The sequence below is a fragment of the Streptomyces sp. YGL11-2 genome (genome assembly GCF_050054615.1).
Lineage (GTDB): Bacteria > Actinomycetota > Actinomycetes > Streptomycetales > Streptomycetaceae > Streptomyces.
Genome location: NZ_JBNHIN010000006.1, coordinates 109794 through 133458 on the forward strand (window position 1 = coordinate 109794; position 23665 = coordinate 133458).

Consider the following 23665-nt stretch of genomic DNA (forward strand, 5'->3'; position numbering starts at 1 on the left):
CGGCCGCGACGGCCGGTGCCCCCTCCGTGAGCGCTGCGGCTGCGCGCGTCAGGCAGCTCAGTCTTCGCTTGCCGCGCTCGGCAGCTTCGCCTGGATCAGGTCCATGACGGAGGAGTCGGTGAGCGTGGTGACATCGCCCAGGTCGCGGTTCTCGGCGACATCGCGCAGCAGCCGCCGCATGATCTTGCCCGAGCGGGTCTTGGGCAGCTCCGCGACCGGCAGGATCCGCTTGGGCTTGGCGATCGGCCCGAGCTGCCGGGCGACGTGCGCGCGCAGCTCGTCGACCAGGCCCTCGTCCTCCGACGCGCCGCCGCGCAGGATGACGAAGGCGCAGATGGCCTGGGTGGTCTGCGGGTCGGTGGCGCCGACCACCGCGGCCTCGGCCACCTTCGGGTGCGCGACCAGCGCGGACTCCACCTCGGTGGTGGAGATGTTGTGGCCGGACACCAGCATCACGTCGTCCACCCGGCCGAGCAGCCAGATGTCGCCGTCCTCGTCCTTCTTCGCGCCGTCCCCGGCGAAGTACTTGCCGGCGAAGCGGGACCAGTACGTGTCCAGGTAGCGCTCGTCGTCGCCCCAGATGGTGCGCAGCATCGACGGCCACGGCTCGGTCAGCACGAGATAGCCGCCGGAGCCGTCCGGGACCTCGTTGGCGTCGTCGTCGACGACCGTCGCCGCGATACCGGGCAGCGGCACCTGGGCCGAGCCGGGCTTGGTGTGCGTCACGCCCGGCAGCGGGCTGAGCATCATCGCGCCGGTCTCGGTCTGCCACCAGGTGTCCACGATCGGCGCCGCGTCCGCCCCGATGTGCTTGCGGTACCACATCCACGCCTCGGGGTTGATCGGCTCGCCCACCGACCCCAGGACGCGCAGCGAGGACAGGTCGAACTTCGCCGGGATGTCGTCGCCCCACTTCATGCAGGCGCGGATCGCGGTCGGCGCGGTGTACAGGATCGTCACGCCGTACTTCTGGACGATCTCCCACCAGCGGCCCTGGTGCGGGCTGTCCGGGGTGCCCTCGTAGAGCACCTCGGTCGCGCCGTTGGCCAGCGGTCCGTAGGTGATGTACGAGTGGCCGGTCACCCAGCCGACGTCGGCGGTGCACCAGTAGACGTCGGTCTCCGGCTTGAGGTCGAAGACCGCGTGGTGGGTGTAGGCGACCTGGGTCAGGTAGCCGCCGGTGGTGTGCAGGATGCCCTTGGGCTTACCCGTCGTCCCGGAGGTGTAGAGGATGAACAGCGGGTGCTCGGCGTCGAACGCCTCGGGGGTGTGCCGGTCGCTCTGCCGGTCGACGAACTCGTGCCACCACACGTCCCGGCCGTCGGTCCAGCCGATGTCCTGCTGGCCCGTGCGGCGCACGACCAGGACGCTGCGGACGTCCTCCGTGCCGGGCCGGGTCAGCGCCTCGTCGACGGCCGGCTTGAGGGCGGACGGCTTGCCGCGGCGGTAGCCGCCGTCGGCGGTGATCACCACACGGGCGTCGGCGTCCTGGATGCGGGTGGCCAGCGCGTCCGCGGAGAAGCCGCCGAAGACGACGGAGTGCGGGGCGCCCAGCCGGGCGCAGGCCAGCATGGCGACGACCGCCTCCGGGATCATCGGCAGGTAGATGGCGACCCGGTCGCCGCTGCGCACTCCCAGGGCGGTCAGCGCGTTGGCGGCCTTGCACACCTCGCTCTGGAGCTCGGCGTAGGTGATCGTGCGGGTGTCGCCCGGCTCGCCCTCGAAGTGGATCGCGACCCGGTCGCCCAGACCGTTCTCCACATGGCGGTCCACACAGTTGTAGGCGACGTTGAGCTTGCCGTCGGCGAACCACTTCGCGAAGGGCGGGTTGGACCAGTCAAGGGTCTCGGTGGGCTCGGTCGCCCAGGTCAGACGCTTGGCCTGCGTGGCCCAGAAGCCCAACCGGTCGGCCGCGGCCACTTCGTACGCGGCGGCCGTGACGTTGGCGTGCGCGGCCAGCTCGGCGGGCGGCGCGAACCGCCGCTCCTCCTTGAGCATGTTGGAGATGGAAGGACGCTTGTCCATGTCGACGGCTCCCGAGGACGCAGTGGTGTAGACCAATAGGCCGATAGGTCAAATGCTCAATGATCAAGCGGAGGTTGGTCAACCCCCATCGATCCTGGCACTAACGACGCGTCGGGTACAGCGTCACTCGGCGGCGTGTGGACCCCGGCGAGACGGGGCGCCCGAGGCCCGGCGCCGCCCCGGGCCGGGCCTCGGGGCAGCAGGCCGTCCTACGGGTCAGACCCGGGCCATCTGCACATCGGCGCCGACCGCGCGGAACCACCCGCCGGGCCCGTCGAGCACGTACGCCTGGGCCTCGGCGACATGGAAGTACATGCCGTGCAGCGTGAGCGAGCCCTCCGCCATCCGGCGGGCGACGGACGGATGCGCCCTGAGGTGGTCGAGCTGCTGGCGGACGTTGACCAGCGCCAGCCGTTCCTGGTCGTCGGCCACCGGCCGTTCGACGAGCGCGACTTCGCCCCTGCCCAGCCGCCCGATGCGCGCCATACGGGCCAGGCTCGGGCGGCCGTGCCGCAGCCAGCGGGTGAGCGGGGTCGCCGCGGCCGGCTCCGCCGGGGCGTCGAGCAGCGCGGCCATGGCGCCGCACCCCGAATGCCCGCAGACGGTGATCGAGCCGACCCGCAGCACCTCGACCGCGTACTCGATCGCCGCGCCCACCGAGTCGCAGGAGGCGTCCGAGCCGGGCGGCGGCACCAGATTGCCGATGTTGCGGACGGTGAACAGGTCGCCCGGACCGCTCGATGTGATCATGCTCGTCACCAGCCGGGAGTCGGCGCAGGTCAGGAAGAGCTGGGTGGGCCGCTGCCCCTCCCGGGCCAGCCGGGCCAGCTCCTCGCGCACCAGCGGGGCGGTGTGTCGCTGGAACGCGCTGATGCCGCCCAGTAGTTGGCTGCCGCTGCTTTCGTGGGGCGCCGTACGGTCCGGGGCGGGCCGGGTGCAGTGGTGATTGCGCCAGGGCGTCCACGGGTGGCAGGCGTGCGCGCCGGCCGGCTCGGCGACCGGACGGCCCGAGCGCCCTCCGAGGCTCACCCGGCCGCCGCTCGCCCGATGGGCGGCCGACCAGGACTGGAGTGCCTCGTAGGCGGCGTGGTCCATGAACGAGCCGCACAGCTCGACGACGGCATGCGCGCCCGGCGGCACCATGGCCAGTGCCCTAGTCAGCCGTGGCACCGCCAGGAACGTCAACTGCCCGCTGACGCGTACCCGGTGGCCGCCGGACTCCTCCGTCACCGCGACCCGGGTGTGGGTCAGCCGGCGCAGTGCCAGGAAGACCCCGACGACGATGCCGGCCACGACGCCCTGGAGCACGCCGAGGAGCACCACCGCGCCCAACGTGGCGGCGTACACCGGGAATTCGCGGTGCCGCTGCACATGCCGGATGTGCGCGAAGCTCACCATCCGTACGCCGACGACCATCACCAGCGCGGCGAGCGCGGCCAGCGGGATCAGCTCCAGCACGCCGGCCAGCAGGCCCGCGCAGAGCAGCACCCAGACGCCGTGCAGCACGGTCGCCCGGCGGGTGGCCGCACCGGCCCGCACATTCGCCGAGCCGCGGATCGCTCCCCCGGAGACGGGCAGCCCGCCCGCGAGCCCGGAGACGATGTTGGCCACCCCCTGGCCGACCAGCTCGCGGTTGAGCCGCAGCCGTCCCGCCGGGGCCCCGGGCCGTTCGGCGGCGAGCCGGTCCACGGCCACCGCGGACAGCAGCGATTCCACACTGGCGACGAGGGTGACGGTCAGGACCGCCGCGGCGACGCCCGCCACGGACGCGTCCGGCAGCACCGGCAGCTCGGGCAGCCGCCAGGACGGCAGCTGGACCCGCGGGACCGCCGCCCCCGCGCCGACCGCGGTCGCGGCCAGCACCGCGGCCAGTGGGGCGGGCAGCCGCCGCGCCCAGCGCCCGGCGCGGCCCGGCAGCCGTGGCCAGCCGGCCAGCACGGCGACCGTGACGGCGCCGACCGCCGCCGCGACGGCATGCGGATGCGCCAACTGGCCGGGCAGCGCCGCGGCGTTGTCGACGGCCGAGCCGTCCGGGCTGCCGCCGAGCACCACATGGAGCTGTCCGACGGCGATGGTGACGCCGATGCCGGCGAGCATGCCGTGCACGATCGCCGGGCTGATCGCCAGGGCGGCGCGGGCCACCCGTACTGCCCCCAGGGCGAGTTGGGCGAGGCCGGCCAGGGCCGTGATCGCGCAGGTGGCGCGCCAGCCGTAGCGCTGGACGAGATCGGCGGTGACCACCAGGAGGCCGGTGGCCGCGCCGGTCACCTGGAGCGGGGCGCCGCCGAGCAGGCCCGCGACGATCCCGCCGACCGCCGCGGCGACCAGGCCGGCCTGGAGCGGGGCGCCGGTGGCCAGGGCGATGCCCAGCGACAGCGGGACGGCGAGCAGGAAGACGACGGCGGAGGCGGAGAGGTCGCCGCGCCAGGCCGCGCGCCGGGCTCCTTTCGGGCGGGGGCCGGGCCCGGTGGGCGTGCCGGGCCCGGGAGGGATCCCGGTCCCCTGCGGCGGCGGTGACTTCTGGATCTGCGACATTCCCGTCTCCTCCGGGGCGGCGCGCTCGCGCAGGGGCGCGAGCGTGGGGCGGCGGTGTACTGCGGCGGGACGCGAGCCGGCCGGCGGACGTCGCGATGGGCGACGGTCCGGTGACTCTCAAGCATCGGTAAATGAATCGTAATGGAGCGTAAAGCCTCCGAGCCCCCATTTCGGGCATACGAGTCAGCCCTTCCGTCTATCGAGTGAATAGGGTGACGACTGTCTTGCCGCTTTGCTCGTTTGTCAGCGCATATAGGAATTTAGGCGTGATTTTTCCTATAAATCACCCGGAAGGTGCGCCCGGCGCCAGGAATGAGGCGGCTGATGGCAGCCATATCGAAGGCGACCGCACGCCTCGCGGTCGCGGTGGTGCTGGCGGCGATAGCCGGCTGATCCGGGGCGGCCCAGGGAGGGCCGCCGCAGGGCACCGGAAAGGGCCGGGCCGAGCCGCCCGGAACCCCGGCCCGTACGGTCCGCCTCATAGGCGACGGGTCGACCGCGTACACCGGGGCGCAGCCGCACCAGCCGCGTCCCCAGCGCCTCAAGCCGGGCCGGAATCCACCGCAGTTGGTGGTCTTCTCCTGGGACGGGGCGGGGGAGGACGGGCAGAAGCTGTTCTCGCACTTCCGGGCCGTCGGCAGGTACGCCGCGACGATGACGTACTTCCTCGGCGGCGTCTACCGGGGGCGTCGGCAGATGGACGCCGGAGAAGTGGCGGAGCGAGATCGAACAGGCCGTGTCGTTCGTCCGGAACCGGAAGACCAACTCCGGCCTCCGGCACGCGCCGCCGCTCCCGTACGACTACGCCAGGGAGCTGCTGGTGGGGGGCCGCGCGCCCTGGTTGGAAGGGCAGCCCAACCTCATGCCCGCGGCCAAGGAGATGGGCTTCCGCCATGACGCCGGCTCGGCGGGCGGCCTGCGGACCTGGCCGCGGCGGATCGACGGCATCGGGGACTTCCCGTTGCAGGAGATACCGTTCCCCGGCCGCGACTTCGAGACGCTCTCGATGGACTACGACTTCCTCTCCGATCCCCGCGAGGCGCCCGGCCCGGAGCAGGCGGCCCCGGTCAGGCCGGTTGCGGGGTAGCCGTCCCCTCGAAGAGCACGAAGGCGGGGTCGACCTGGGCGGCCAGGTCGGCGCCGGTCCTGGCGTTGCCCCAGCTCTCCGCGTTCTTCAGGTGGAAGTGCACCATCTGGCGCGTGTAGCGCTCCCAGTCGCGGCCCTCGTAGGACGCGTCGGCGGCGTCGTGCAGCGCCTCCAGGGCACGGCGGTTGGCCTCCTCCAGCAGCGCGAAGGGGGCCGGGCGGCCCTTCTCCACGGCGCGCACCCAGTCGGAGTGCCCGACGCTCACCAGCAGGTCGTCGCCCACCTCGGCGCGCAGGAACGCCAGGTCGTCGGGGCCCTGGACCTTGTTGCCCACCACCTTCAGCGGGACGCCGAAGTCCTGGGCGTACTCCTTGTACTGGCGGTAGACGGCGACGCCCTTACGGGTCGACTCGGCGACCAGGAACGTCATGTCGAAGCGGGTGAACATCCCGGAGGCGAAGGAGTCCGATCCGGCGGTCATGTCGACCACGACGTACTCCGCGCGGCCGTCCACGAGGTGGTTCAGGCACAGCTCGACCGCGCCGACCTTGGAGTGGTAGCAGGCGACGCCCAGGTCGGACTCGGTGAACGGGCCGGTGGCCAGCAGGCGCACGGCTCCGTCATCGAGGGCCACGGTGCGGGCGCAGGCGTCGTAGACGGGGTTGTCCTCGCAGATCCGCAGCAGCCGCGAGCCCTCGCCGGGCGGCGTCGTCTTGATCATCGTCTCGGTGGACGGGATCCGGGGGTTGGCACCGCGCAAGTAGTCCTTGATCAGCGGGAGATGAGCGCCCATCGCGGGCAGCGCGGCGGCCTCCGCCTCGTCCAGGCCGAGCGCGACGCCCAGATGCTGATTGATGTCGGCGTCCACCGCGACGACGGGGACCCGGGCCGCGGCCAGCTGCCGGATGAACAGCGAGGACAGCGTGGTCTTGCCGCTGCCGCCCTTGCCTACGAAAGCGATCTTCATGTTCACCAAGCGTAGGTGCGAGATAGCTCTCCGCGAGAGGTTTACGTGAAGAAGACCACTCCTTCGAGGGGTCCGGCCTGGTGGTGCGTAGGGTCGTCCTCATGGCTGGAATCTCCGGGGGGACGCCCCCCGAACCCCCGAAGGCGAGCGCCGATCCGCTCGCGGCGCTGGCGACGCTCCCTGGTGTGACCGACGCCGTGGACTCTGTACGCAAGGCCGTCGACCGCGTCTACGGGCACCGGATCATGCGGCGCCGCAGCACCGAGATCACCGCCGAGGCGGCGCTGCGCGGAGCCCGCGCCTCCGCGGCGCTCTCGGGGGCCGACTGGGCGCTCGAAGAGGTCCGGCGACGCACCGACTTCGGTGTGCCGGGCGAGCCGTGGACGGTGGGTGCGGCGCTGCGGCTGACCGCCGAGGCGGGCCAGCTGCTGAGCGTGTGGCGGCAGTCGCCGCTGCGGGTGCTGGCACGGCTCCATCTGGTCGCGGCCGGCGGTGGCGCGGCGGACGAGACCGTGGGCCGGCCCCGGCTGGGCGCCGAGCCGGTGGACGAGCCGCTGGTCGAGCTGGCGCTGCCGGACGCCGACGAGGTCGCCGGGCGGCTGGACGGGCTGGCGCGGCTGCTGCTGGCGGGCACCGAGGCGCCGGCCCTGGTGACCGCCGCGGTGGTGCACGGCGAACTGCTGGCGCTGCGGCCCTTCGGTTCGTACAACGGGCTGGTCGCGCGGGCGGCGCAGCGCGTCGTGCTGGTCGGCAGCGGACTGGACCTGAAGGCCATTTGCTCGGCGGAGGTCGGCCACGCCGAACAGGGGAGCGCGGCCTACGCGGCGGCCCTCCAGGGATACGCCTCGGGCACGCCGGAGGGCGTCGCGGAGTGGATCGCGCACTGCGGGCGCGCGGTCGAGCTGGGCGTACGGGAGAGCACCGCCGTCTGCGAGGCGCTGCAGCGCGGCGCGGCGTAAGCGCGGCTCACGCGGGTCAGGGCTCCTGACAAGGGTTGCGGCGGTACCAACCCTGAGGTACCGCCGCTGGCACGTCTGCCGAGTTACCAAGCGTGCACGATATTTGCCCATCAGGTCGGAATCGTCGTCCGGTTACCTGGTGCGGCTGGCCCGTAATCGACGGGTCGGCGTCGCGTGGGTGCTCGACATTCATGCGTCGGTCCGTGGGCCTTGATGCGGTAAAGGTGTTCCTCTCGGATGTCCTTGGTCTCGCGGGCCGTTACGTCCTTTGTACTACTCATGTGGAGTAAGCGGAACCCCAGCCCCCAGATCTTTACGTTTGCTCACAAATACGGGCATTACGGCAAGGCGTTTCTTTCCGGTATTGCGCCGGTTCGCGTACCAGACCAGGGTCGCGGTCGCGGCGGCCGCGCCCACCGCGGCGACGGCGGCGAGCACCGGCCGCGAGGGCATCGACAGCGACGGCAGCCGCTGCTTGAGCGGGACCGGCCGGCTGAAGGTGCGCACCGGCCAGCCGCGGGCGACCGCCTCGCGGCGCAGCGCCCGGTCCGGGTTGACCGCACAGGGGTGGCCGACGGTCTCCAGCATCGGCACGTCGGTCACCGAGTCGCTGTACGCGTAGCAGCGCCGCAGGTCGTATCCCTCGGAGGCGGCCAGCTCCCGGACGGCCTCCGCCTTCGTGGGGCCGTAGGCGTAGTACTCCACCTCTCCGGTGAAGCGGCCGTCCTCGCCGACGACCATCCTGGTGGCCACGACCCGGTCGGCGCCCAGGAGTTCGCCGATTGGCTCGACCACCTCGGCGCCGGAGGTCGAGACGATCACGACGTCCCGCCCGGCCGCGTGGTGTTCCTCGATGAGCGAGGCCGCTTCGTCATAAATGATCGGGTCGATGAGATCGTGCAGTGTTTCGGCGACGATCTCCCGGACCTGTGCCACATCCCAACCGCGGCACAGCGAGGAGAGATATTCGCGCATCCGCTCCATCTGGTCGTGATCCGCGCCGCCCGCGAGGAACACGAACTGGGCGTACGCGGTGCGCAGTACGGCCCGCCGATTGATCAGGCCGCCTTGGTAGAACGACTTGCTGAAGGTCAGCGTGCTCGACTTTGCAATGACGGTCTTGTCCAAGTCGAAGAACGCGGCAGTACGGGGAGTCGAGTGAGGCACGGAGTGGTTTTCCACGGGGCGAGCATAGGCGCCCACCATTCGGCGTAAGGTGTGGCGCGTGGGTTTGCCTGAGAAGGCTCTCGGGTACACCATGGAAGTCACGGATCGTTCGCGACCGTGCTAACCCGGTCCGGCTCCTCCCCCCCCGAGTCGGCCGTGGGGACGACCCCCGCTCTCCCCCCCGGCGGGGGTCGTCGCATGTCCGGACGCATTTTGCGCCGTGAGCCCCCGAACCACCGTCTGTACGGGCATAGCCCCCCGGCATCGCTTGTCATGCATACGCCATCACCCAGCGTAGTCGTCAGACTGCTCAGCGGAGGCTTCTCGCGCGCCCCAGAAGGCTCCGTCCGTCGCTGGAATAGGTGACGGGGATATTCACAACCGCGGAGTTGTCCACAGTTTTGGGTCAAGATCCACGGAGATTTCCCGATCGCTGCACCGTAAAAGCCCGCGGAGTTCGCGGAGGTGTGAGTTGTGTAGCGATAGGGGGACAGAACGTGTCCGGATCATCTACTTCCGACCAGCCGGTGCGAAGCGGTGAAGAGCGGGACGGGCCGCTGCTGATCACCGAGGACGAACAGCTCCTCGACGACCTTCTGCGGCTGTGCGCGGCGGCCGGTGCGTTGCCCGAAGTGGGGCCCGGCCTTCCGGTCGGTAAAGCGGGCGGGGAATGCGCGCGGCTGGTGATCGTCGGTGCGGACTGCGCCGCCCGGTTATCCGGCGTCGGGCGCCGCGCGGGCGTCATCCTCGTCGGCCGGGACGCGGACGACACCGCGCTGCTGCGCCAGGCCGTGGCCATCGGGGCGGAGCGGGTGCTGGCGCTCCCTGAGGGCGAGCGCTGGCTGGTGGACCGGATCGCCGACGCGGTCGAGGGGGTGGGGCCGCCCGCCCTGACGGTCGGCGTCATCGGAGGGCGCGGCGGCGCCGGGGCGAGCACGCTGGCCGGTGCGCTGGCGGTCACGGCCGCCCGCACGGGGGAGCGGACCCTGCTCGTGGACGGCGATCCGCTGGGCGGCGGGATCGACGTCCTGCTGGGCGGCGAGAAGGAGAAGGGGCTGCGGTGGCCCGCGTTCGCCGAATCGCGCGGCCGGGTGGCGGGCGGCGCGCTGGCGGAGTCGCTGCCGCGGATGCACTCCCTGCGGGTTCTCAGCTGGGATCGGGGCGCCGAGGTCGCCATCCCGCCCGCGGCGATGCGCGCGGTGCTGGCCGCCGCGCGGCGGCGGGGCGGGGCCGTGGTCGTGGACCTGCCGCGCCGGGTCGACGAGACGGCGGCGGAGGCGCTGGCCCAGGTGGACCTGGGGCTGCTGCTGGTTCCCGCGGAGCTGCGCGCGGTGGCGGCGGCGCGGCGGGTGGCCGACGGGGTGCGGATGGTGCTCCGCGATGTGCGGGTGGTGGCTTGCGGGGCTCCCGGGCTCCAGTACGGCGGCGGGCTGCCGGCGGCGGAGGTCGCGCGGCTGATGAGGCTGCCGCTGGCGGGTGAACTGCCCTGGGAGGACGGGGTGGTGGAGGACCTGGCGCGTGGTGCGGTGCCGGGGGCGGACGCGCGGGGGCCGCTGGCGCGGTTCTGCGCCGGGTTCTGGGGGCGGGTGCGGGGCGGCGACGTCGGGGACGCGGGGGCGGCGGCCAGGAGGGGCGCGGGGCCCTGCGGAGAGCAGGGGGGTGTGCCGGTATGAGGCGGTGGGTGCGCGGTGCGGTGTGGTGGCGGCCGGCGGGAGCCGGTGGTGCCCCGGTCGGGTGCCGGTTCGGGGGCTGGTGGCGGGACGGGCTCTGGTGCGGTGCGGGGTGGTGGTGCCGTAGGGGCCGGGGCGCCGTCGGTGCGTTGGGCGCCGGATGGCTCGGGGTCGCCGGCGGGGGCGGTGTCCTCGTATGAGCCAGGAACTGCTGGAGGTGGTGCGCCGGCGGCTCGCCGAAGCCGGGGCGGAGGCGACGCCGGCCCGGGTGGCGGTGGCGCTGCGCGAGGCGGGGCGGCTCCTGGGGGACGCCGAAGTGCTGGGCGTGGTGGGCGCGTTGCGGTCGGAGATGGTGGGCAGCGGGCCGCTGGAGCCGCTGCTGGCCGCGCCTGATGTGACGGATGTGCTGGTGACCGCGCCGGACGCGGTGTGGGTGGACCGGGGCGGCGGACTGGAGCGTACGGACGTCCGGTTCCGGGACGCGGCCGAGGTGCGCCGACTGGCCCAGCGGCTGGCGGCGGTCGCCGGGCGGCGGCTGGACGACGCCCGGCCGTGGGTGGACGCCCGGCTCCCGGACGGCACCCGGCTGCACGCCGTGCTGCCCCCGGTGGCGGTCGCCGGGACGTGCCTGTCCCTGCGGGTGCTGCGGCCCCGGGCCTTCGCGCTCCCGGAGCTGGTGGCGGCCGGGACGGTTCCTCCCGGCGGCGAGCGGCTGCTGGCGGCGCTGCTTGCGGCCCGGCTGTCGTTCCTGGTCAGCGGGGGTACGGGCTCCGGCAAGACCACCCTGCTCAGCACGCTGCTCGGGCTGGTCGGCCCGGCCGAGCGGATTGTGCTGGCCGAGGACTCGGCGGAGCTGCGGCCGGATCATCCCCATGTGGTGCGGCTGGAGACCCGGCCCGCCAATCAGGAGGGCGTCGGTCGGGTCACCCTGCGGGATCTCGTGCGGCAGGCGCTGCGGATGCGCCCGGACCGGCTGGTGGTCGGCGAGGTGCGCGGCCCCGAGGTGACCGATCTGCTGGCGGCGCTCAATACGGGACACGAGGGGGGTTGCGGGACGGTCCACGCCAATGCCGCGTGCGATGTCCCGGCCCGGCTGGAGGCGCTGGGGTCGACCGCCGGGCTGGACCGGGCGGCGCTGCACAGCCAGCTGGCGGCTGCGCTGTCCGTCGTGCTGCATCTCGTACGGGACCGGGCCGGGCGGCGGCGGATCGCCGAGGTCCATGTCCTGGAGCGGGATCGTGACGGCTTCGTGGTGACCGTACCGGCCGCGGTCTGGAGTCCGGACGGGTTCCAGGAGGCGCGCGGCTGGGGGCGGTTGACGCGGCTGTGCGAGAGGGGTGGCGAGGGGTGCTGAGGGCAGGGGTGGTGCCGGTGGTGGCCACCGTGCTGTGTGCCGGGGCCGCGGCCAGGATGGCCGCCGGCTGCCGGCGGGACGCGGTGTTGCGGAGGAGGGCGGCCGCGGTGCTCGGCGGTGGAGCGGTGGTGTCCGACCCGGCAGCGGCGCGGTGGCCGGCGCGGTGGCGCGCATGGTGGGCGGGGCGGGTGGTCGACGGGGCGGCGGGGCGGCGGTGGCGGCTCGGTCGCGGGGTCGCGGTCGGGGCGGAGCTCTGGTGCCTGCCGGCGGGGATCGGGCTGGGGCTGCTGGGGCGGTCGGTGCTGCCGGCGGTGGCGTCGGTGGCGGGCGTGGCCGTCGTACGGCGGTGGCTGGCCGCGCGGGGGAGACGGCGGCGGGCGGACCGTCGGGCGGCGGCGGTGATCGCGCTGTGCACGGCGGTGGCGGGGGAGCTGCGGGCCGGGCAGCAGCCGGACCGGGCCCTGGTCGTGGCGGGGACGGAGGAGCCGGGGCTGGGAGAGGCGGGGGCGGTGGTGCGTGCGGCGGCGCGGTACGGGGGCGACGTGCCCGCGGCGCTGCGTGCGGCGGCGCGGCTGCCGGGTGCCGAGGGGCTGACCGGTATGGCGGCGTGCTGGCAGGTGGCCGTGGAGGGCGGCGCCGGACTGGCCGGCGGGCTGGAGCGGATCGCGGCCGGGCTCGGCGTGCGGCGGGACCAACGCGAGGAGCTGCGCGCCCAGTTGGCGGGGCCGCGGGCCACGGCGCTGATGCTCGCGCTGCTGCCGGCGGGCGGGCTCCTGATGGGCGGCGCCCTCGGCGCCGATCCGCTCGGGGTGCTGCTGCACACCCCGGCCGGCTGGGGGTGTCTGGTGACCGGCGGGCTTCTGGAGTGGGGCGGGGTGGCCTGGACGGCCCGGATCGTTGCGGATGCGGCGGAGGTGGGGGAGTGAGCGGGGTGGGTGCGGTGAACCTGGAAGTTGTCCACAGGGTGGGGATAGTGGCGGCGACTGTGATGGCGGTGACGGCCGTGGCGCGGTCGGTTCCGCTGGTGCGGGCGGCGCAGCGCGGGCGCGCCGTACGGCGGCGGGTGCCGGCCGTGCTGGGCGCGGTGCGCGGCGGACGGTACGGCAGGGCGGCCGGTGTCCGCGGGCGGTGGGCGGCCGTCAGAGGCCGAAACAGGGGAATGGCGGCGGCGCGGCAGGGAGGTCGGTGCGGCGGTCGGCTGAGGGAGTGGGGCGGGCCCCTGGGGGCGGCCGGTCTCGTTGCCGTCCTCCTGGGCGGGGTGGCCGGTCTCGTTGTGGGACTCGCCGTCGGGTGGGGAGCGTACCGCTGGCTGGTCCGGCAGCGCGCTGCGGCGGCCGGCCAGACGGCGGCGGTCGGGGTCGGCGCCGAACTGGCCACGGCCGGCGATCTGCTGGCGGCCTGTCTGGCGGCCGGGGCCGGGCCGCGGGAGGCGGCCGAGGTGGTGGGCCGGTCGCTGGAGGGGACCGTGGCGGAGCGACTGCGCCAGATCGCGGCGGAACTGCGTCTGGGCGGTGAACCGGCCGCCGTATGGCCCCGACTGGCCGCCCTCCCAGGAGCCGCCGGACTGGCGCGGTGCCTGGCGCGCGCCGGGATATCCGGTGCCCCGGCCGTCGAGTCGGCGTCCCGTGTCGCGGCCGGGCTCCGCGCCGAGCGGGGCAGGGCGGCGACCGCACGGGCCCGGCGGGCGGGGGTGCTGGTCACCCTCCCGCTGTCGGGGTGCTTTCTGCCGGCGTTCCTGGTGCTCGGTGTGGCGCCGGTGCTGATCGGGCTGGCGGGCGGGCTGCTGGGGCGCGACTGAACGGCGCGGGAGTGCCAGGGCCCCGCGGCCGGCAAGGGAAGACGAGTTCAAGTTCAGGCTGTGTCAAGGAGGTTGAGATGTTTCGACGGTGGTGGGCGCGGGTGCGCGCGGCCGGGCGGGATCGCGGGATGAGCACCGCGGAGTACGCCGTGGGGACGCTCGCGGCGTGTGCGTTCGCGGCGGTGCTCTACAAGATCCTGACGAGTGGTCAGGTGATGTCGATGCTGCGGTCGGTGGTCCAGAGGGCGCTCGATGCGCCGTTCTGAGAGCCGGAGTTGTGGGCCGGCCCGCGGTCCCCGCGCGGGCCCGGGCCGAGCCGGCGGGCGGAGGGCGCCGGATGCCGGGTTCGTGACGGCGGAGGCGGCCGTGGTGCTGCCGGTGCTGGTGGCGGTCGCGGCGGCGCTGATCTGGGGACTGATGGCGGCCTGTGCCCGTATCGCCTGTGTGGACGCCGCCCGGGCCGGGGCGCGGGCGGCGGCGCGGTCGGAGCCGCCGGCGCGGGTCCTTGCGACGGCGCGCGGCGCGGCTCCCAAGGGCGCGCGGATCGCGGTGGCGCGGGAGGGCGACCTGGTGCGCGTACGGGTCGAGGCCGGCCTGCCGGGGGTGGGCCGGATGACGGTGCGGGTCGGCGGGGAGGCGGTGGCTCTTGCGGAGGACACGGTGCGGTGACGAGGGGTCCGCGACGGTGTGGACGGTCTTCGCGGCGGCGGCGCTCTGCGCGGTCTTCGCGGCGCTGATGGCCGCCGGCCAGGCCGTCACGGCCCGGCACCGGGCGGGTGGTGCCGCGGATCTGGCGGCGCTGGCCGCCGCCGACCGGGCGCCGTGGGGCCCGGAGGCGGCCTGTGCGGCGGCCCGCCGGGTGGCGTCCGGGCAGCACACCCGCCTGGTGCGGTGCTCGGTGGCCGCGCTGATCGCCGATGTCACGGCCGAGGCCGGCAGTCGCCCGCTCACCTCACGGGTACGGGCACGGGCGGGCCCCGCCGGGGACGTGGCGGGGCCGGCGGGCGCCCGCGGCCCGCGGGTCGGATTCCGTACGCTGAGCGGCCGGGCCCGCCCCGCGCCGCGCGCACCCGCCGGACCGGCCCTACGCCTTCGGCGCGCCCCGCAGCAGCTCCCCCAGGAGCCGGACGGCGCCCCGTTTGTGGAGCGGGTCGTTTCCGTTGCCGCACTTGGGGGACTGGATGCAGGACGGGCAGCCGGCCTCGCATTCGCAGGCCGCGATGGCGCTACGGGTGGCGGTGAGCCAGGCGGCGGCAGTGTGGAAGGCGCGCTCGGCGAAGCCGGCGCCGCCGGGGTGGCCGTCGTAGACGAAGACCGTCGGCAGCAGGGTGTCCGGGTGGAGGGGCACGGAGACGCCGCCGATGTCCCAGCGGTCGCAGGTCGCGAAGAGCGGCAGCATGCCGATGGAGGCGTGTTCGGCGGCATGCAGGGCGCCTCCCAGCTGCTCGGGATTGACCCGGGCGGCGTCGAGCTGGTCCTCGGTGACCGTCCACCACACGGCGCGGGTGCGCAGCGTACGGGGCGGCAGGTCGAGCTTGGTCTCGCCGAGGACCTCCCCGGTGATCAGTTTGCGGCGCAGGAAGGAGACGACCTGATTGGTGACCTCGACGGAGCCGAAGCACAGCCGGGCGTCGCCCCAGGGGACCTCCGTGTCGGTCTCCAGGACGGAGATCGCGGTGGTGTCCCGGGCGGTCGTGGAATAGGGCGGGTCGGCCTGTTCGACGAGGGCGACGTCGTCCTCCAGGTCGAGGTGCCGGACGAGATAGCTGCGGCCCTGGTGGAGGTGGACCGCGCCGTCGTGGACGGTGGTGTGCGCGGCGGCGGCGTCGACGGTGCCCAGCAGCCGCCCGGTGCCGGCCTCGACGACCTGGACGGGCGAGCCGCCCTGGCCGCGGATGTCGGTGAGGTCGGCGGCTCGCTCGCGGCGCGTCCAGTGCCAGGCCGTGGTGCGCCGGCGCAGCAGGCTCGCCGCCTCCAGCTGCGGCAGCAGCCCGGCGGTCTCCGGTCCGAAGAGCGGGAAGTCGGCCTCGGTGAGCGGGAGTTCGGAGGCGGCGGCGCAGAGGTGCGGGGCGAGGACGTACGGGTTGTCGGGGTCCAGCACCGTCGATTCGACGGGCTGGTCGAAGAGCGCCTCGGGGTGGTGGACGAGATAGGTGTCCAGCGGGTCGTCGCGGGCCACCAGGACAGCCAGCGCGCCCTGCCCGGAGCGGCCCGCCCGGCCGGCCTGCTGCCACAGCGACGCCCGGGTGCCCGGATAGCCCGCGATGACCACGGCGTCCAGGCCGGAGACGTCCACGCCCAGTTCGAGCGCGGTGGTGGCGGCCAGGCCGAGGAGTTCGCCGCTGTGCAGGGCGCGTTCGAGGGCCCGGCGCTCCTCGGGCAGATAGCCGCCCCGGTAGGCGGCGACCCGCCCGGGCAGCGAGCGGTCCACCTCCGCGAGCCGCTCCTGCGCGATGAGGGCGATCAGCTCGGCGCCGCGCCGGGAGCGTACGAACGCGACGGTGCGCACGCCCTGGATGGCGAGGTCTGTGAGCAGATCGGCGGTCTCGGCGGTGGCGGTGCGGCGGACCGGCGCGCCCTGCTCGCCGTGCAGTTCGGTCAGTGGCGGCTCCCAGAGAGCGAAGACCAACTCGCCGCGCGGCGAGGTGTCCTGCGTGATTTCCGCCACGGGCAGACCGGTGAGCCGGGAGGCGGCCTGCGCCGGTTCCGCGGCGGTGGCGGAGGCCAGCAGGAAGACCGGCTCGGAGCCGTAGCGGGCGCAGATCCGGCGCAGCCGGCGGACGACCTGGGCGACGTGGGAGCCGAAGACACCGCGGTAGGTGTGGCATTCGTCGATGACGACGTAGCGCAGCGCGCGCAGGAAGGAGGACCAGCGGGGGTGGGCCGGGAGGATGCCACTGTGCAGCATGTCCGGGTTGGTCAGGACGTAGTTGGCGTACTGGCGGACCCACTCGCGTTCCTCGACCGGGGTGTCACCGTCGTAGACCGCGGGCCGGACGGCGGTGCCGAGCGGGGCGGCCAGCTCGCGTACGGCGCGCCGCTGGTCGGCCGCGAGGGCCTTGGTGGGCGCCAGGTACAGGGCCGTGGTCCCCCTGCCGTTCGGCGCCTCTGAGCCGTCCAGGAGCGTGGAGAGGACCGGCGCGAGGTATGCCAGGGACTTGCCGGAGGCGGTGCCGGTGGCGACCACGACGGATTCGCCGCGTAGTGCGTGTTCGGATGTCCGTGCCTGGTGGGCCCAGGGGCGATCGATTCCGGCCGAACGGATGGCGTCGATCACTTCCGGCCGGATCTGTGCCGGCCAGTCGGCATGGCTGCCGATGCGCGGGGGCAAGTGCTCCGTATGAGTGATGCGCGCAGCGCGGGTCGCGCCCCGGGCGAGACGGTCGAGAATCATGCCTGGGGAAGTGCGCGCGCCCGGATCCGGCGGGAGTCGATTGGAGGCCATTGGCACCGAGTGTGTCACCGGAGTGACGGACAATGCTCACAAGGCGTCGTGCACGCCTGCTGGTAAGTGATTGAATGCCATCGCGGCTGCCGATCCGCCCCTACCTTCGGTGGGGAGGCCCCAGGGGGGCGACCGCTCGATAGCAAGGTGCTGGAGGATCCGTGGACCTGTCCCTGTCGACCCGGACCGTTGGCGACCGTACGGTCGTCGAGGTCGGTGGCGAGATTGATGTATACACCGCGCCCAAGCTGCGGGAGCAGCTGGTCGAGCTTGTGAACGACGGAAGCTACCACCTCGTGGTGGACATGGAACGTGTCGACTTCCTCGACTCCACAGGGCTCGGCGTCCTGGTGGGCGGGCTGAAGCGGGTGCGTGCCCATGAGGGTTCGCTGCGCCTGGTCTGCAACCAGGAGCGCATTCTCAAGATCTTCCGTATCACCGGTCTGACCAAGGTGTTTCCGATTCACACCTCGGTCGACGAAGCCGTCGCAGCCACTGACTGACGGTTCGCCGGTCCCCCGCGCCCATGGCGCGGGGGTGGAAGAAGTGTGGGGGGTTCCGGGCACACCAGTCCGGCCCCCTGCGTCGCACGCCCGCATCACTAGGGGGATGGCATGGCCACCGTCGAACTTCGCTTCAGCGCCCTTCCCGAGCACGTCCGGACCGCGCGTCTGGTCGCGGCTGCCGTGGCACGGCGGGCGGGGGTGGACGAGGCCGTGCTGGACGAGGTGCGGCTCGCCGTGGGCGAGGCGTGCAGCCGGGCCGTGGGGCTGCACGAAAGCCATGGCATCGAGGATCCCGTGCGGGTCGTGCTGATCGAGGACGAGAAGAAGTTCTCGATCGAGGTGGGCGACGGGGTGTCCGGCCCCGGTGGGGCGGGCGGTGCCGAAGCCGAGGGCGCCGCGGAAGCCGACGTCGAGGGCGAGGACGAGATGGGCCTCGCGGTCATCAGCGGGCTGGTCGACGACGTCGAGGTGACCTCCGGCGAGGGCGGCGGGCTGATCCGTATGAGCTGGCCCGCGAACCCGGCTCCGGTCCTGCCGTAGGGCGGCCGTGCGCAGCCCGGGGGAGCGCCGGGCGGACGGAGGCGGGGACCAGCCGGCCCTCCGCGCGGCCGGTGCGGCACGCGTCGCTGCGTGGACGACTTCGGGAATCCGCTGGGGCCGTCCCTGATCGTGCTCGTGCCGGTTCCCGAGAGCGTGGCGCCGCTGATCCTGCGCGCCCTCGGCCGGGCATCTCAGCGCTTCCTGTCCCGTGAGCCGCGGTCGGCCGTCGGGGAGCCCCGGGTCGGTCGGGAGCGGTGCGATCCGGACGTGATCTGACGACTCATCACCGTGTTTCGACGGGTGGCGCACGGGCCGCGTGCCGGCCGTACGGCGGCGGGGCGACGGCTCGATTTCCTCCGGTTTCACGGCGGCCACAGTCAACTCTCCTGGCAGTGCAGTGTCGTTGAGCAGCGGTAATCGGTAGGAAAGTGAGATCATCGGTCAGGGGTCAGCGAATTCGCTGGTTTCCCCCGTGCGGGCGAATTCGGCGAACCGCCAGCCTTTTGATCTTCCCCGGAGCAGGCGAATTCCCTTTGAGGCGCCCTGTTTTGATCAACCGGGGCTCCCTACAATCCGTCCACATCTTGCTCAGGACGCCTGAGCGTGCTTCCGCGCGCCCATGTGCCATAACGTCAAGGAGGACGAATGGCGGGGCCTCATACCCCTCAGTTGCTGGACTTCCCCTCATCTCTGGCCGCACCGTCGCTCACGGCGGGCAATCGCGACATCGTCCTGGTGATCGCCGTCGTCGCCCTTGCCGCGCTGGCCGTCGCCGCGGTGCTGGTCCGCCAAGTGCTCGCGGCCGGCGAGGGAACCGACAGCATGAAGAAGATCGCGGCGGCCGTCCAGGAAGGCGCAAACGCCTACCTGGCCCGGCAGTTGCGGACCCTTGGCGTATTCGCCGTCGTGGTGTTCTTCCTGCTCATGTTGCTGCCTGCGGACAATTGGACGCAGCGCGCCGGACGCAGCGCCTTCTTCCTGATCGGGGCCGGATTCTCGGCGGCCACCGGCTATATCGGCATGTGGCTCGCGGTGCGCAGTAATGTGCGTGTGGCGGCTGCGGCCAGGGAGGCGACTCCGGACGACGGCGATTCCCGGGAAAAGGATCTTACGGCCGTCTCCCACAAGGCGATGAAGATCGCTTTCCGTACGGGCGGCGTCGTCGGCATGTTCACCGTGGGACTCGGCCTGCTCGGCGCTTCCTGCGTGGTGCTCGTGTACGCGGTGGACGCGCCCAAGGTGCTGGAGGGCTTCGGCCTCGGTGCCGCGCTGATCGCGATGTTCATGAGGGTCGGCGGCGGCATCTTCACCAAGGCGGCGGACGTCGGCGCCGACCTCGTCGGCAAGGTCGAGCAGGGCATCCCCGAGGACGACCCGCGCAACGCCGCCACCATCGCGGACAACGTCGGCGACAACGTCGGCGACTGCGCCGGTATGGCCGCCGACCTCTTCGAGTCGTACGCCGTGACCCTGGTCGCCGCGCTCATCCTGGGCACCGCGGCCTTCGGCGACGCCGGGCTCGCGTTCCCGCTGCTGGTGCCCGCCATCGGTGTGCTGACCGCGATGGTCGGGATCTTCGTCGTGGCGCCCCGGCGCCGGGACCGCAGCGGTATGACGGCCATCAACCGCGGCTTCTTCATCTCCGCGGGCATCTCGCTGGCCCTGGTGGCCGCCGCGGTGTTCACGTACCTGCCGTCCAGCTACAAGGACCTCGGCGGCGTCAGCGACCCGGAGATCCTGGGCCGCAGCGGCGATCCGCGGATGCTGGCCATGGTCGCGGTCGCCATCGGGATCGTGCTGGCCGCGCTGATCCAGCAGCTGACCGGCTACTTCACCGAGACCAACCGGCGGCCCGTCCAGGACATCGGGAAGACCTCGCTGACCGGGCCGGCCACCGTCGTGCTCTCCGGTATCTCGATCGGCCTGGAGTCGGCGGTCTACTCGGCGGTGCTGATCGCGCTGGCCGTCTACGGGGCGTTCCTGCTGGGCGGCGCCTCGATCACGCTGGCGCTGTTCGCGGTGGCGCTGGCCGGGACCGGTCTGCTGACGACCGTCGGCGTGATCGTCGCGATGGACACCTTCGGCCCGGTCTCCGACAACGCGCAGGGCATCGCCGAGATGTCCGGTGACGTCACCGGGGACGGCGCGAAGGTGCTGACCGACCTGGACGCGGTGGGCAACACCACCAAGGCCATCACCAAGGGGATCGCCATCGCGACGGCGGTGCTGGCGGCCTCCGCGCTGTTCGGCTCGTACCGGGACGCGATCGCCAACGCCGTACGGGACATCGGCCATGCGGCCGGCGGGATGGGGCTGAGCCTGGACATCTCGCAGCCCAACAACCTGGTGGGGCTGGTCCTGGGGGCCTCGGTCGTCTTCCTGTTCTCCGGGCTGGCGATCAACGCGGTGTCGCGGTCCGCGGGGGCGGTGGTCTTCGAGGTGCGCCGGCAGTTCCGGGAGCGGCCCGGGATCATGGACTACACCGAGAAGCCCGAGTACGGGCGGGTCGTCGACATCTGCACCAAGGACGCGTTGCGCGAACTGGCCACGCCAGGGCTGCTGGCGGTGCTGACGCCCATCGCGGTCGGCTTCTCGCTCGGCGTCGGGGCGCTCGGCTCGTTCCTGGCGGGCGCGATCGGCACCGGCACGCTGATGGCGGTGTTCCTCGCCAACTCCGGTGGCGCGTGGGACAACGCCAAGAAGCTGGTCGAGGACGGCCACCACGGCGGCAAGGGGAGCGAGGCGCATGCCGCGACGGTCATCGGGGACACCATCGGCGACCCGTTCAAGGACACCGCGGGCCCGGCGATCAACCCGCTGCTGAAGGTCATGAACCTGGTCGCGCTGCTGATCGCGCCGGCCGTGGTGAAGTTCTCGTACGGCCATGACAAGAGCCTCGGCATCCGGGCCGCGGCCGCCGCGCTGGCCCTCACGGTCATCGTCGGCGCGGTCTACATCTCCAAGCGGCGCGGTATCGCCGTAGGTGATGAAGACAACAACTCGAAGGACTCCGGAGGCGTCGCGAAGTCAACCGAAACGGCTGTGGCGTCCTGAGAGGAGCGGCCGGCGAAACGGCCTGACGACCGCTCAACGGGCGGGTGGACGGCGCTTTTTGTGCGCGCCGGACACCCGCCCGCGGTGCGCCCGGCCGGCCCCGCCGTCCTTGGTGCAAATGGCTGCAATGCGGGCCGGAGGAGATGCCCGTCCCATCGACCAGGCCGTTTGGCCGTGTATGTTCCGGGGCCGAGAGCCATGGAAGGGACCAATCCGGTGAACAAGAAGCTTGTGGCTGCACTGTCCGGCGGTGCCGCACTCCTGCTCGCGCTGACCGGTTGCAGCAGCGACAACAGCAAGAAGCTCGACGACTGGGCGAAGTCGTTCTGCGACCCCGCGCAGGCTCCGTTCAAGCAGATCCAGGACGCCAACGCGGCCATGCAGACGGCCGACACCGGCAACACCGACTCCAAGAAGGTCCAGCAGACCGACTCGAAGGCGTTCGGGCAGATCTCGCAGGCGTACGCCGCGCTGGCCGCGTCGCTCGACAAGGCGGGGGCGCCGCCCAGCGACGGCGGTGCCGACGCGCAGAAGAACGCGGTCAAGGAACTCAACTCCCTCTCCACGGGATACGCCGCCCTCAAGAAGCAGGTCGACGGCCTGGACACCTCGGACAAGCTGAAGTTCGCGGACGGGCTGCGCAACCTCTCCGACGGGATCAACAAGCTCAACGCGCAGAGCGAGCAGGCGTTCAAGAAGCTGGAGGCCGGCGACGTGGGCAAGGCGATGGCCAAGCAGAAGGGCTGCCAGAACCAGGGCGCGTCCGGTTCGCCGTCCGCCGCGCCGTCCAAGAGCGCGTAGTGCGGGATTCCTGAGCGGGTTCGGGCGGCGGCCCGGCGACGCGCCCGAGAGGGGTGTGGCGCCGGGCCGTCGCCGATTGTCGGTGGCAGCACCGACAATGGACGGGTGACGACGCACCTCCCCACCGCAGATGACCAGGACCCCGACAGCAGTGCCCGTACGAGCCGGCTGCGCGAGGCGCTGCTGGCCGCCGCCTTCACCGCCGACGGGCTGCTGGACCTGCTCGGCGCGCCCGCGTATGCCGCGCTGGCCCGCAGCGAGACCGTCCCCGCGCTGCGGGCGACCCGCGGCGACGGCCCGCTGGAGACCCTGGTGCGGCTGTTCCTGTTGCAGCGTCCGGTGCCCGAGGCGCGGGTCCGGGCGGCGCTGCCGGTGGCCGACTGCCTCGCCGACGGCTGGCTGGTGCGGGACGGCGACCGGCTGCGCGCCACGGTGGACGTGCGGCCGTACGGCGGTCCCGAAGGGCAGGACTGGTGGATCGTCTCCGACCTGGGCTGCGCGGTCGGCGGCGCCGGCGGCATCCGGGGCGACGGGGAGGGCGACCGCGCCCAGCTGGTGCTCGGTGTCGGCGGGGCGTCCACGACCCTCGCCGGGATCACCGCGCGCCGCCCCGTCGCCAAGGCGCTCGACCTCGGTACGGGCTCCGGCATCCAGGCGCTGCACGCCGCCCAGCACGCCACGCGGGTCACCGCCACCGACCTCAACCCCCGGGCGCTGCGGATCGCCGCGCTGACGCTGGCGCTCTCCGGGGCGCGGCCGGCCGACCTGCGGGAGGGGTCGCTCTTCGAGCCGGTCGGCGAGGAGAGCTTCGACCTGATCGTCTCCAACCCGCCGTTCGTGATCTCCCCGGTCCGTCCCGAGGGGGCCCGGCTCACCTACCGGGACGGCGGTATGGGCGGCGACGACCTGTGCCGCACCCTCGTCCAGCAGGCCGCCGCGCATCTCAACGACGGCGGGTACTGCCAGCTGCTGGCCAACTGGGAGCATGTGGCGGGCGAGGAGTGGCAGGACCGGTTGCGCTCCTGGGTGCCCCGGGGGTGCGACGCCTGGATCGTGCAGCGCGAGGTGCAGGACATCACCCAGTACGCCGAGCTGTGGCTGCGGGACGCCGGCGACCACCGCACCGGCGAGGACGCGTACGCCGCGCGGTACGACGCCTGGCTCGACGAATTCGAGGCGCGCAAGACCAAGGCCGTCGGCTTCGGCTGGATCACGCTGCGCAAGTCCGGTGCCCAGGACCCGTCCATCACGGTCGAGGAATGGCCGCATCCGGTGGAACAGCCGCTGGGGGACGCGGTGCTGCGGCACTTCGACCGGCAGGACTATCTGCGGGCCACGGACGACGCGGCGCTGCTGGCCGGGCACTTCCGGCTGGCCGACGAGGTGGTGCAGGAGCAGGTCGGGCTGCCGGGCGCGGAGGACCCGGAGCATGTGGTGCTCCGTCAGAACCGCGGTATGCGGCGGGCGACGAAGGTGGACACGGTCGGCGCGGGCTTCGCCGGGGTGTGCGACGGCTCGCTGCCGGCAGGGCGGATCCTGGACGCCATCGCCCAGCTCGTCGGTGAGGACCCGGTGCTGCTGCGGGACCGTACGCCGAGCGCGATCCGGATGCTGATCGAGCAGGGGTTCCTGGAGCCGGTGAGCTGAGCCGGGACGCGGGCCGCGCGCGGCGAACAGGGCGCCGTTCGGGGGAAGTTCGCGCGGGCGCCGTACGACGTGCCGTACGAGGGCGCCGGGCTGCCCGTACGGAGGCGGGC

At 73.1% G+C, this 23665-nt stretch carries 18 protein-coding genes and 2 pseudogenes; 15 read left to right on the forward strand and 5 right to left on the reverse strand.

Going from position 1 to position 23665, the window contains the following annotated elements:
• Positions 1 to 57: 57 nt before the first annotated feature.
• Together acs and ACO1BR_RS09555 are read right to left on the reverse strand one after the other, a co-directional pair.
• Complete coding sequence (acs, locus tag ACO1BR_RS09550) at positions 58 to 2025, reverse strand: acetate--CoA ligase (protein ID WP_426794595.1); 1968 nt, start codon at positions 2023 to 2025, stop codon at positions 58 to 60.
• Positions 2026 to 2241: 216 nt separating this feature from the next.
• Positions 2242 to 4560: a SulP family inorganic anion transporter gene (locus ACO1BR_RS09555; RefSeq protein WP_426794596.1), complete on the reverse strand. Its 2319-nt coding sequence runs from the start codon at positions 4558 to 4560 to the stop codon at positions 2242 to 2244.
• 324 nt (positions 4561 to 4884) lie between these two features.
• Here ACO1BR_RS09555 and ACO1BR_RS09560 point away from each other — a divergent pair.
• Positions 4885 to 5584: pseudogene (locus ACO1BR_RS09560) on the forward strand (hypothetical protein); the annotation flags it as partial.
• A gap of 43 nt (positions 5585 to 5627) precedes the next feature.
• Here ACO1BR_RS09560 and ACO1BR_RS09565 read toward each other — a convergent pair.
• Positions 5628 to 6614, reverse strand: a complete 987-nt coding sequence (locus tag ACO1BR_RS09565) for an ATP-binding protein (protein WP_426794597.1) — start codon at positions 6612 to 6614, stop codon at positions 5628 to 5630.
• 101 nt (positions 6615 to 6715) lie between these two features.
• On the opposite strand from ACO1BR_RS09565, the gene ACO1BR_RS09570 reads away from it, so the two are divergent.
• Positions 6716 to 7573: an oxidoreductase gene (locus ACO1BR_RS09570; protein ID WP_426794598.1), complete on the forward strand. Its 858-nt coding sequence runs from the start codon at positions 6716 to 6718 to the stop codon at positions 7571 to 7573.
• 273 nt (positions 7574 to 7846) lie between these two features.
• On the opposite strand, the gene ACO1BR_RS09575 is transcribed toward ACO1BR_RS09570, so the two are convergent.
• On the reverse strand, positions 7847 to 8779 hold the full coding sequence (locus ACO1BR_RS09575) for an HAD family hydrolase (RefSeq protein ID WP_426794599.1): 933 nt from the start codon (positions 8777 to 8779) through the stop codon (positions 7847 to 7849).
• A 458-nt stretch (positions 8780 to 9237) separates the two neighbouring features.
• Here ACO1BR_RS09575 and ssd point away from each other — a divergent pair, with 458 nt between their 5' ends.
• The 7 genes and pseudogenes from ssd to ACO1BR_RS09610 form a co-directional block, all read left to right on the forward strand.
• Complete coding sequence (ssd, locus tag ACO1BR_RS09580; RefSeq protein ID WP_426794600.1) at positions 9238 to 10413, forward strand: septum site-determining protein Ssd; 1176 nt, start codon at positions 9238 to 9240, stop codon at positions 10411 to 10413.
• Positions 10414 to 10606: 193 nt separating this feature from the next.
• Complete coding sequence (locus tag ACO1BR_RS09585; protein ID WP_426794601.1) at positions 10607 to 11764, forward strand: TadA family conjugal transfer-associated ATPase; 1158 nt, start codon at positions 10607 to 10609, stop codon at positions 11762 to 11764.
• A gap of 56 nt (positions 11765 to 11820) precedes the next feature.
• The gene (locus ACO1BR_RS09590) at positions 11821 to 12690 is read left to right on the forward strand and encodes a type II secretion system F family protein (RefSeq protein ID WP_426794717.1); all 870 of its coding nucleotides are present in this window, start codon (positions 11821 to 11823) and stop codon (positions 12688 to 12690) included.
• Between the two features lie 47 nt (positions 12691 to 12737).
• Positions 12738 to 13562: a type II secretion system F family protein gene (locus ACO1BR_RS09595; RefSeq protein ID WP_426794602.1), complete on the forward strand. Its 825-nt coding sequence runs from the start codon at positions 12738 to 12740 to the stop codon at positions 13560 to 13562.
• Between the two features lie 77 nt (positions 13563 to 13639).
• Positions 13640 to 13828 carry a DUF4244 domain-containing protein gene (locus tag ACO1BR_RS09600; protein ID WP_159508885.1) on the forward strand — a complete coding sequence of 63 codons (189 nt, stop codon included), beginning with the start codon at positions 13640 to 13642 and terminating at the stop codon, positions 13826 to 13828.
• Positions 13815 to 14231: a TadE family type IV pilus minor pilin gene (locus tag ACO1BR_RS09605; RefSeq protein ID WP_426794603.1), complete on the forward strand. Its 417-nt coding sequence runs from the start codon at positions 13815 to 13817 to the stop codon at positions 14229 to 14231. Before ACO1BR_RS09600 ends, ACO1BR_RS09605 begins: the two co-directional genes overlap by 14 nt.
• Positions 14209 to 14529 (forward strand): annotated as a pseudogene (locus tag ACO1BR_RS09610) (Rv3654c family TadE-like protein); the annotation flags it as partial. The gene ACO1BR_RS09605 and the pseudogene ACO1BR_RS09610, both read left to right, overlap by 23 nt.
• A 117-nt stretch (positions 14530 to 14646) precedes the next feature.
• Here ACO1BR_RS09610 and ACO1BR_RS09615 read toward each other — a convergent pair.
• The gene (locus ACO1BR_RS09615) at positions 14647 to 17007 is read right to left on the reverse strand and encodes a DEAD/DEAH box helicase (protein ID WP_426794604.1); all 2361 of its coding nucleotides are present in this window, start codon (positions 17005 to 17007) and stop codon (positions 14647 to 14649) included.
• A gap of 161 nt (positions 17008 to 17168) precedes the next feature.
• On the opposite strand from ACO1BR_RS09615, the gene bldG reads away from it, so the two are divergent.
• From bldG to ACO1BR_RS09645, 6 genes are all read left to right on the forward strand, one after another.
• Complete coding sequence (gene bldG, locus ACO1BR_RS09620; protein ID WP_004571875.1) at positions 17169 to 17510, forward strand: anti-sigma factor antagonist BldG; 342 nt, start codon at positions 17169 to 17171, stop codon at positions 17508 to 17510.
• A 111-nt stretch (positions 17511 to 17621) separates the two neighbouring features.
• Positions 17622 to 18053: an ATP-binding protein gene (locus ACO1BR_RS09625; RefSeq protein WP_426794605.1), complete on the forward strand. Its 432-nt coding sequence runs from the start codon at positions 17622 to 17624 to the stop codon at positions 18051 to 18053.
• Between the two features lie 90 nt (positions 18054 to 18143).
• Positions 18144 to 18329: a hypothetical protein gene (locus ACO1BR_RS09630; protein ID WP_426794606.1), complete on the forward strand. Its 186-nt coding sequence runs from the start codon at positions 18144 to 18146 to the stop codon at positions 18327 to 18329.
• 369 nt (positions 18330 to 18698) lie between these two features.
• The gene (locus ACO1BR_RS09635) at positions 18699 to 21107 is read left to right on the forward strand and encodes a sodium-translocating pyrophosphatase (RefSeq protein ID WP_426794607.1); all 2409 of its coding nucleotides are present in this window, start codon (positions 18699 to 18701) and stop codon (positions 21105 to 21107) included.
• Positions 21108 to 21323: 216 nt separating this feature from the next.
• A complete protein-coding gene (locus tag ACO1BR_RS09640; protein ID WP_426794608.1) occupies positions 21324 to 21908 on the forward strand; it encodes a small secreted protein in 585 nt (194 codons plus the stop codon).
• A 105-nt stretch (positions 21909 to 22013) separates the two neighbouring features.
• The gene (locus ACO1BR_RS09645; RefSeq protein ID WP_426794609.1) at positions 22014 to 23555 is read left to right on the forward strand and encodes a DUF7059 domain-containing protein; all 1542 of its coding nucleotides are present in this window, start codon (positions 22014 to 22016) and stop codon (positions 23553 to 23555) included.
• Positions 23556 to 23665 lie beyond the last annotated feature (110 nt).

Bases quoted from the DNA above. Each gene is read 5' to 3' on its own strand.
- acs (WP_426794595.1), bottom strand. From the start codon at position 2,025: ATGGACAAGCGTCCTTCCATCTCCAACATGCTCAAGGAGGAGCGGCGG.
- ACO1BR_RS09555 (WP_426794596.1), bottom strand. From the start codon at position 4,560: ATGTCGCAGATCCAGAAGTCACCGCCGCCGCAGGGGACCGGGATCCCT.
- ACO1BR_RS09565 (WP_426794597.1), bottom strand. From the start codon at position 6,614: ATGAAGATCGCTTTCGTAGGCAAGGGCGGCAGCGGCAAGACCACGCTG.
- ACO1BR_RS09570 (WP_426794598.1), top strand. From the start codon at position 6,716: ATGGCTGGAATCTCCGGGGGGACGCCCCCCGAACCCCCGAAGGCGAGC.
- ACO1BR_RS09575 (WP_426794599.1), bottom strand. From the start codon at position 8,779: ATGGTGGGCGCCTATGCTCGCCCCGTGGAAAACCACTCCGTGCCTCAC.
- ACO1BR_RS09585 (WP_426794601.1), top strand. From the start codon at position 10,607: ATGAGCCAGGAACTGCTGGAGGTGGTGCGCCGGCGGCTCGCCGAAGCC.
- ACO1BR_RS09590 (WP_426794717.1), top strand. From the start codon at position 11,821: ATGGCCGCCGGCTGCCGGCGGGACGCGGTGTTGCGGAGGAGGGCGGCC.
- ACO1BR_RS09600 (WP_159508885.1), top strand. From the start codon at position 13,640: ATGTTTCGACGGTGGTGGGCGCGGGTGCGCGCGGCCGGGCGGGATCGC.
- ACO1BR_RS09605 (WP_426794603.1), top strand. From the start codon at position 13,815: ATGCGCCGTTCTGAGAGCCGGAGTTGTGGGCCGGCCCGCGGTCCCCGC.
- ACO1BR_RS09615 (WP_426794604.1), bottom strand. From the start codon at position 17,007: ATGGCCTCCAATCGACTCCCGCCGGATCCGGGCGCGCGCACTTCCCCA.
- ACO1BR_RS09625 (WP_426794605.1), top strand. From the start codon at position 17,622: ATGGCCACCGTCGAACTTCGCTTCAGCGCCCTTCCCGAGCACGTCCGG.
- ACO1BR_RS09635 (WP_426794607.1), top strand. From the start codon at position 18,699: ATGGCGGGGCCTCATACCCCTCAGTTGCTGGACTTCCCCTCATCTCTG.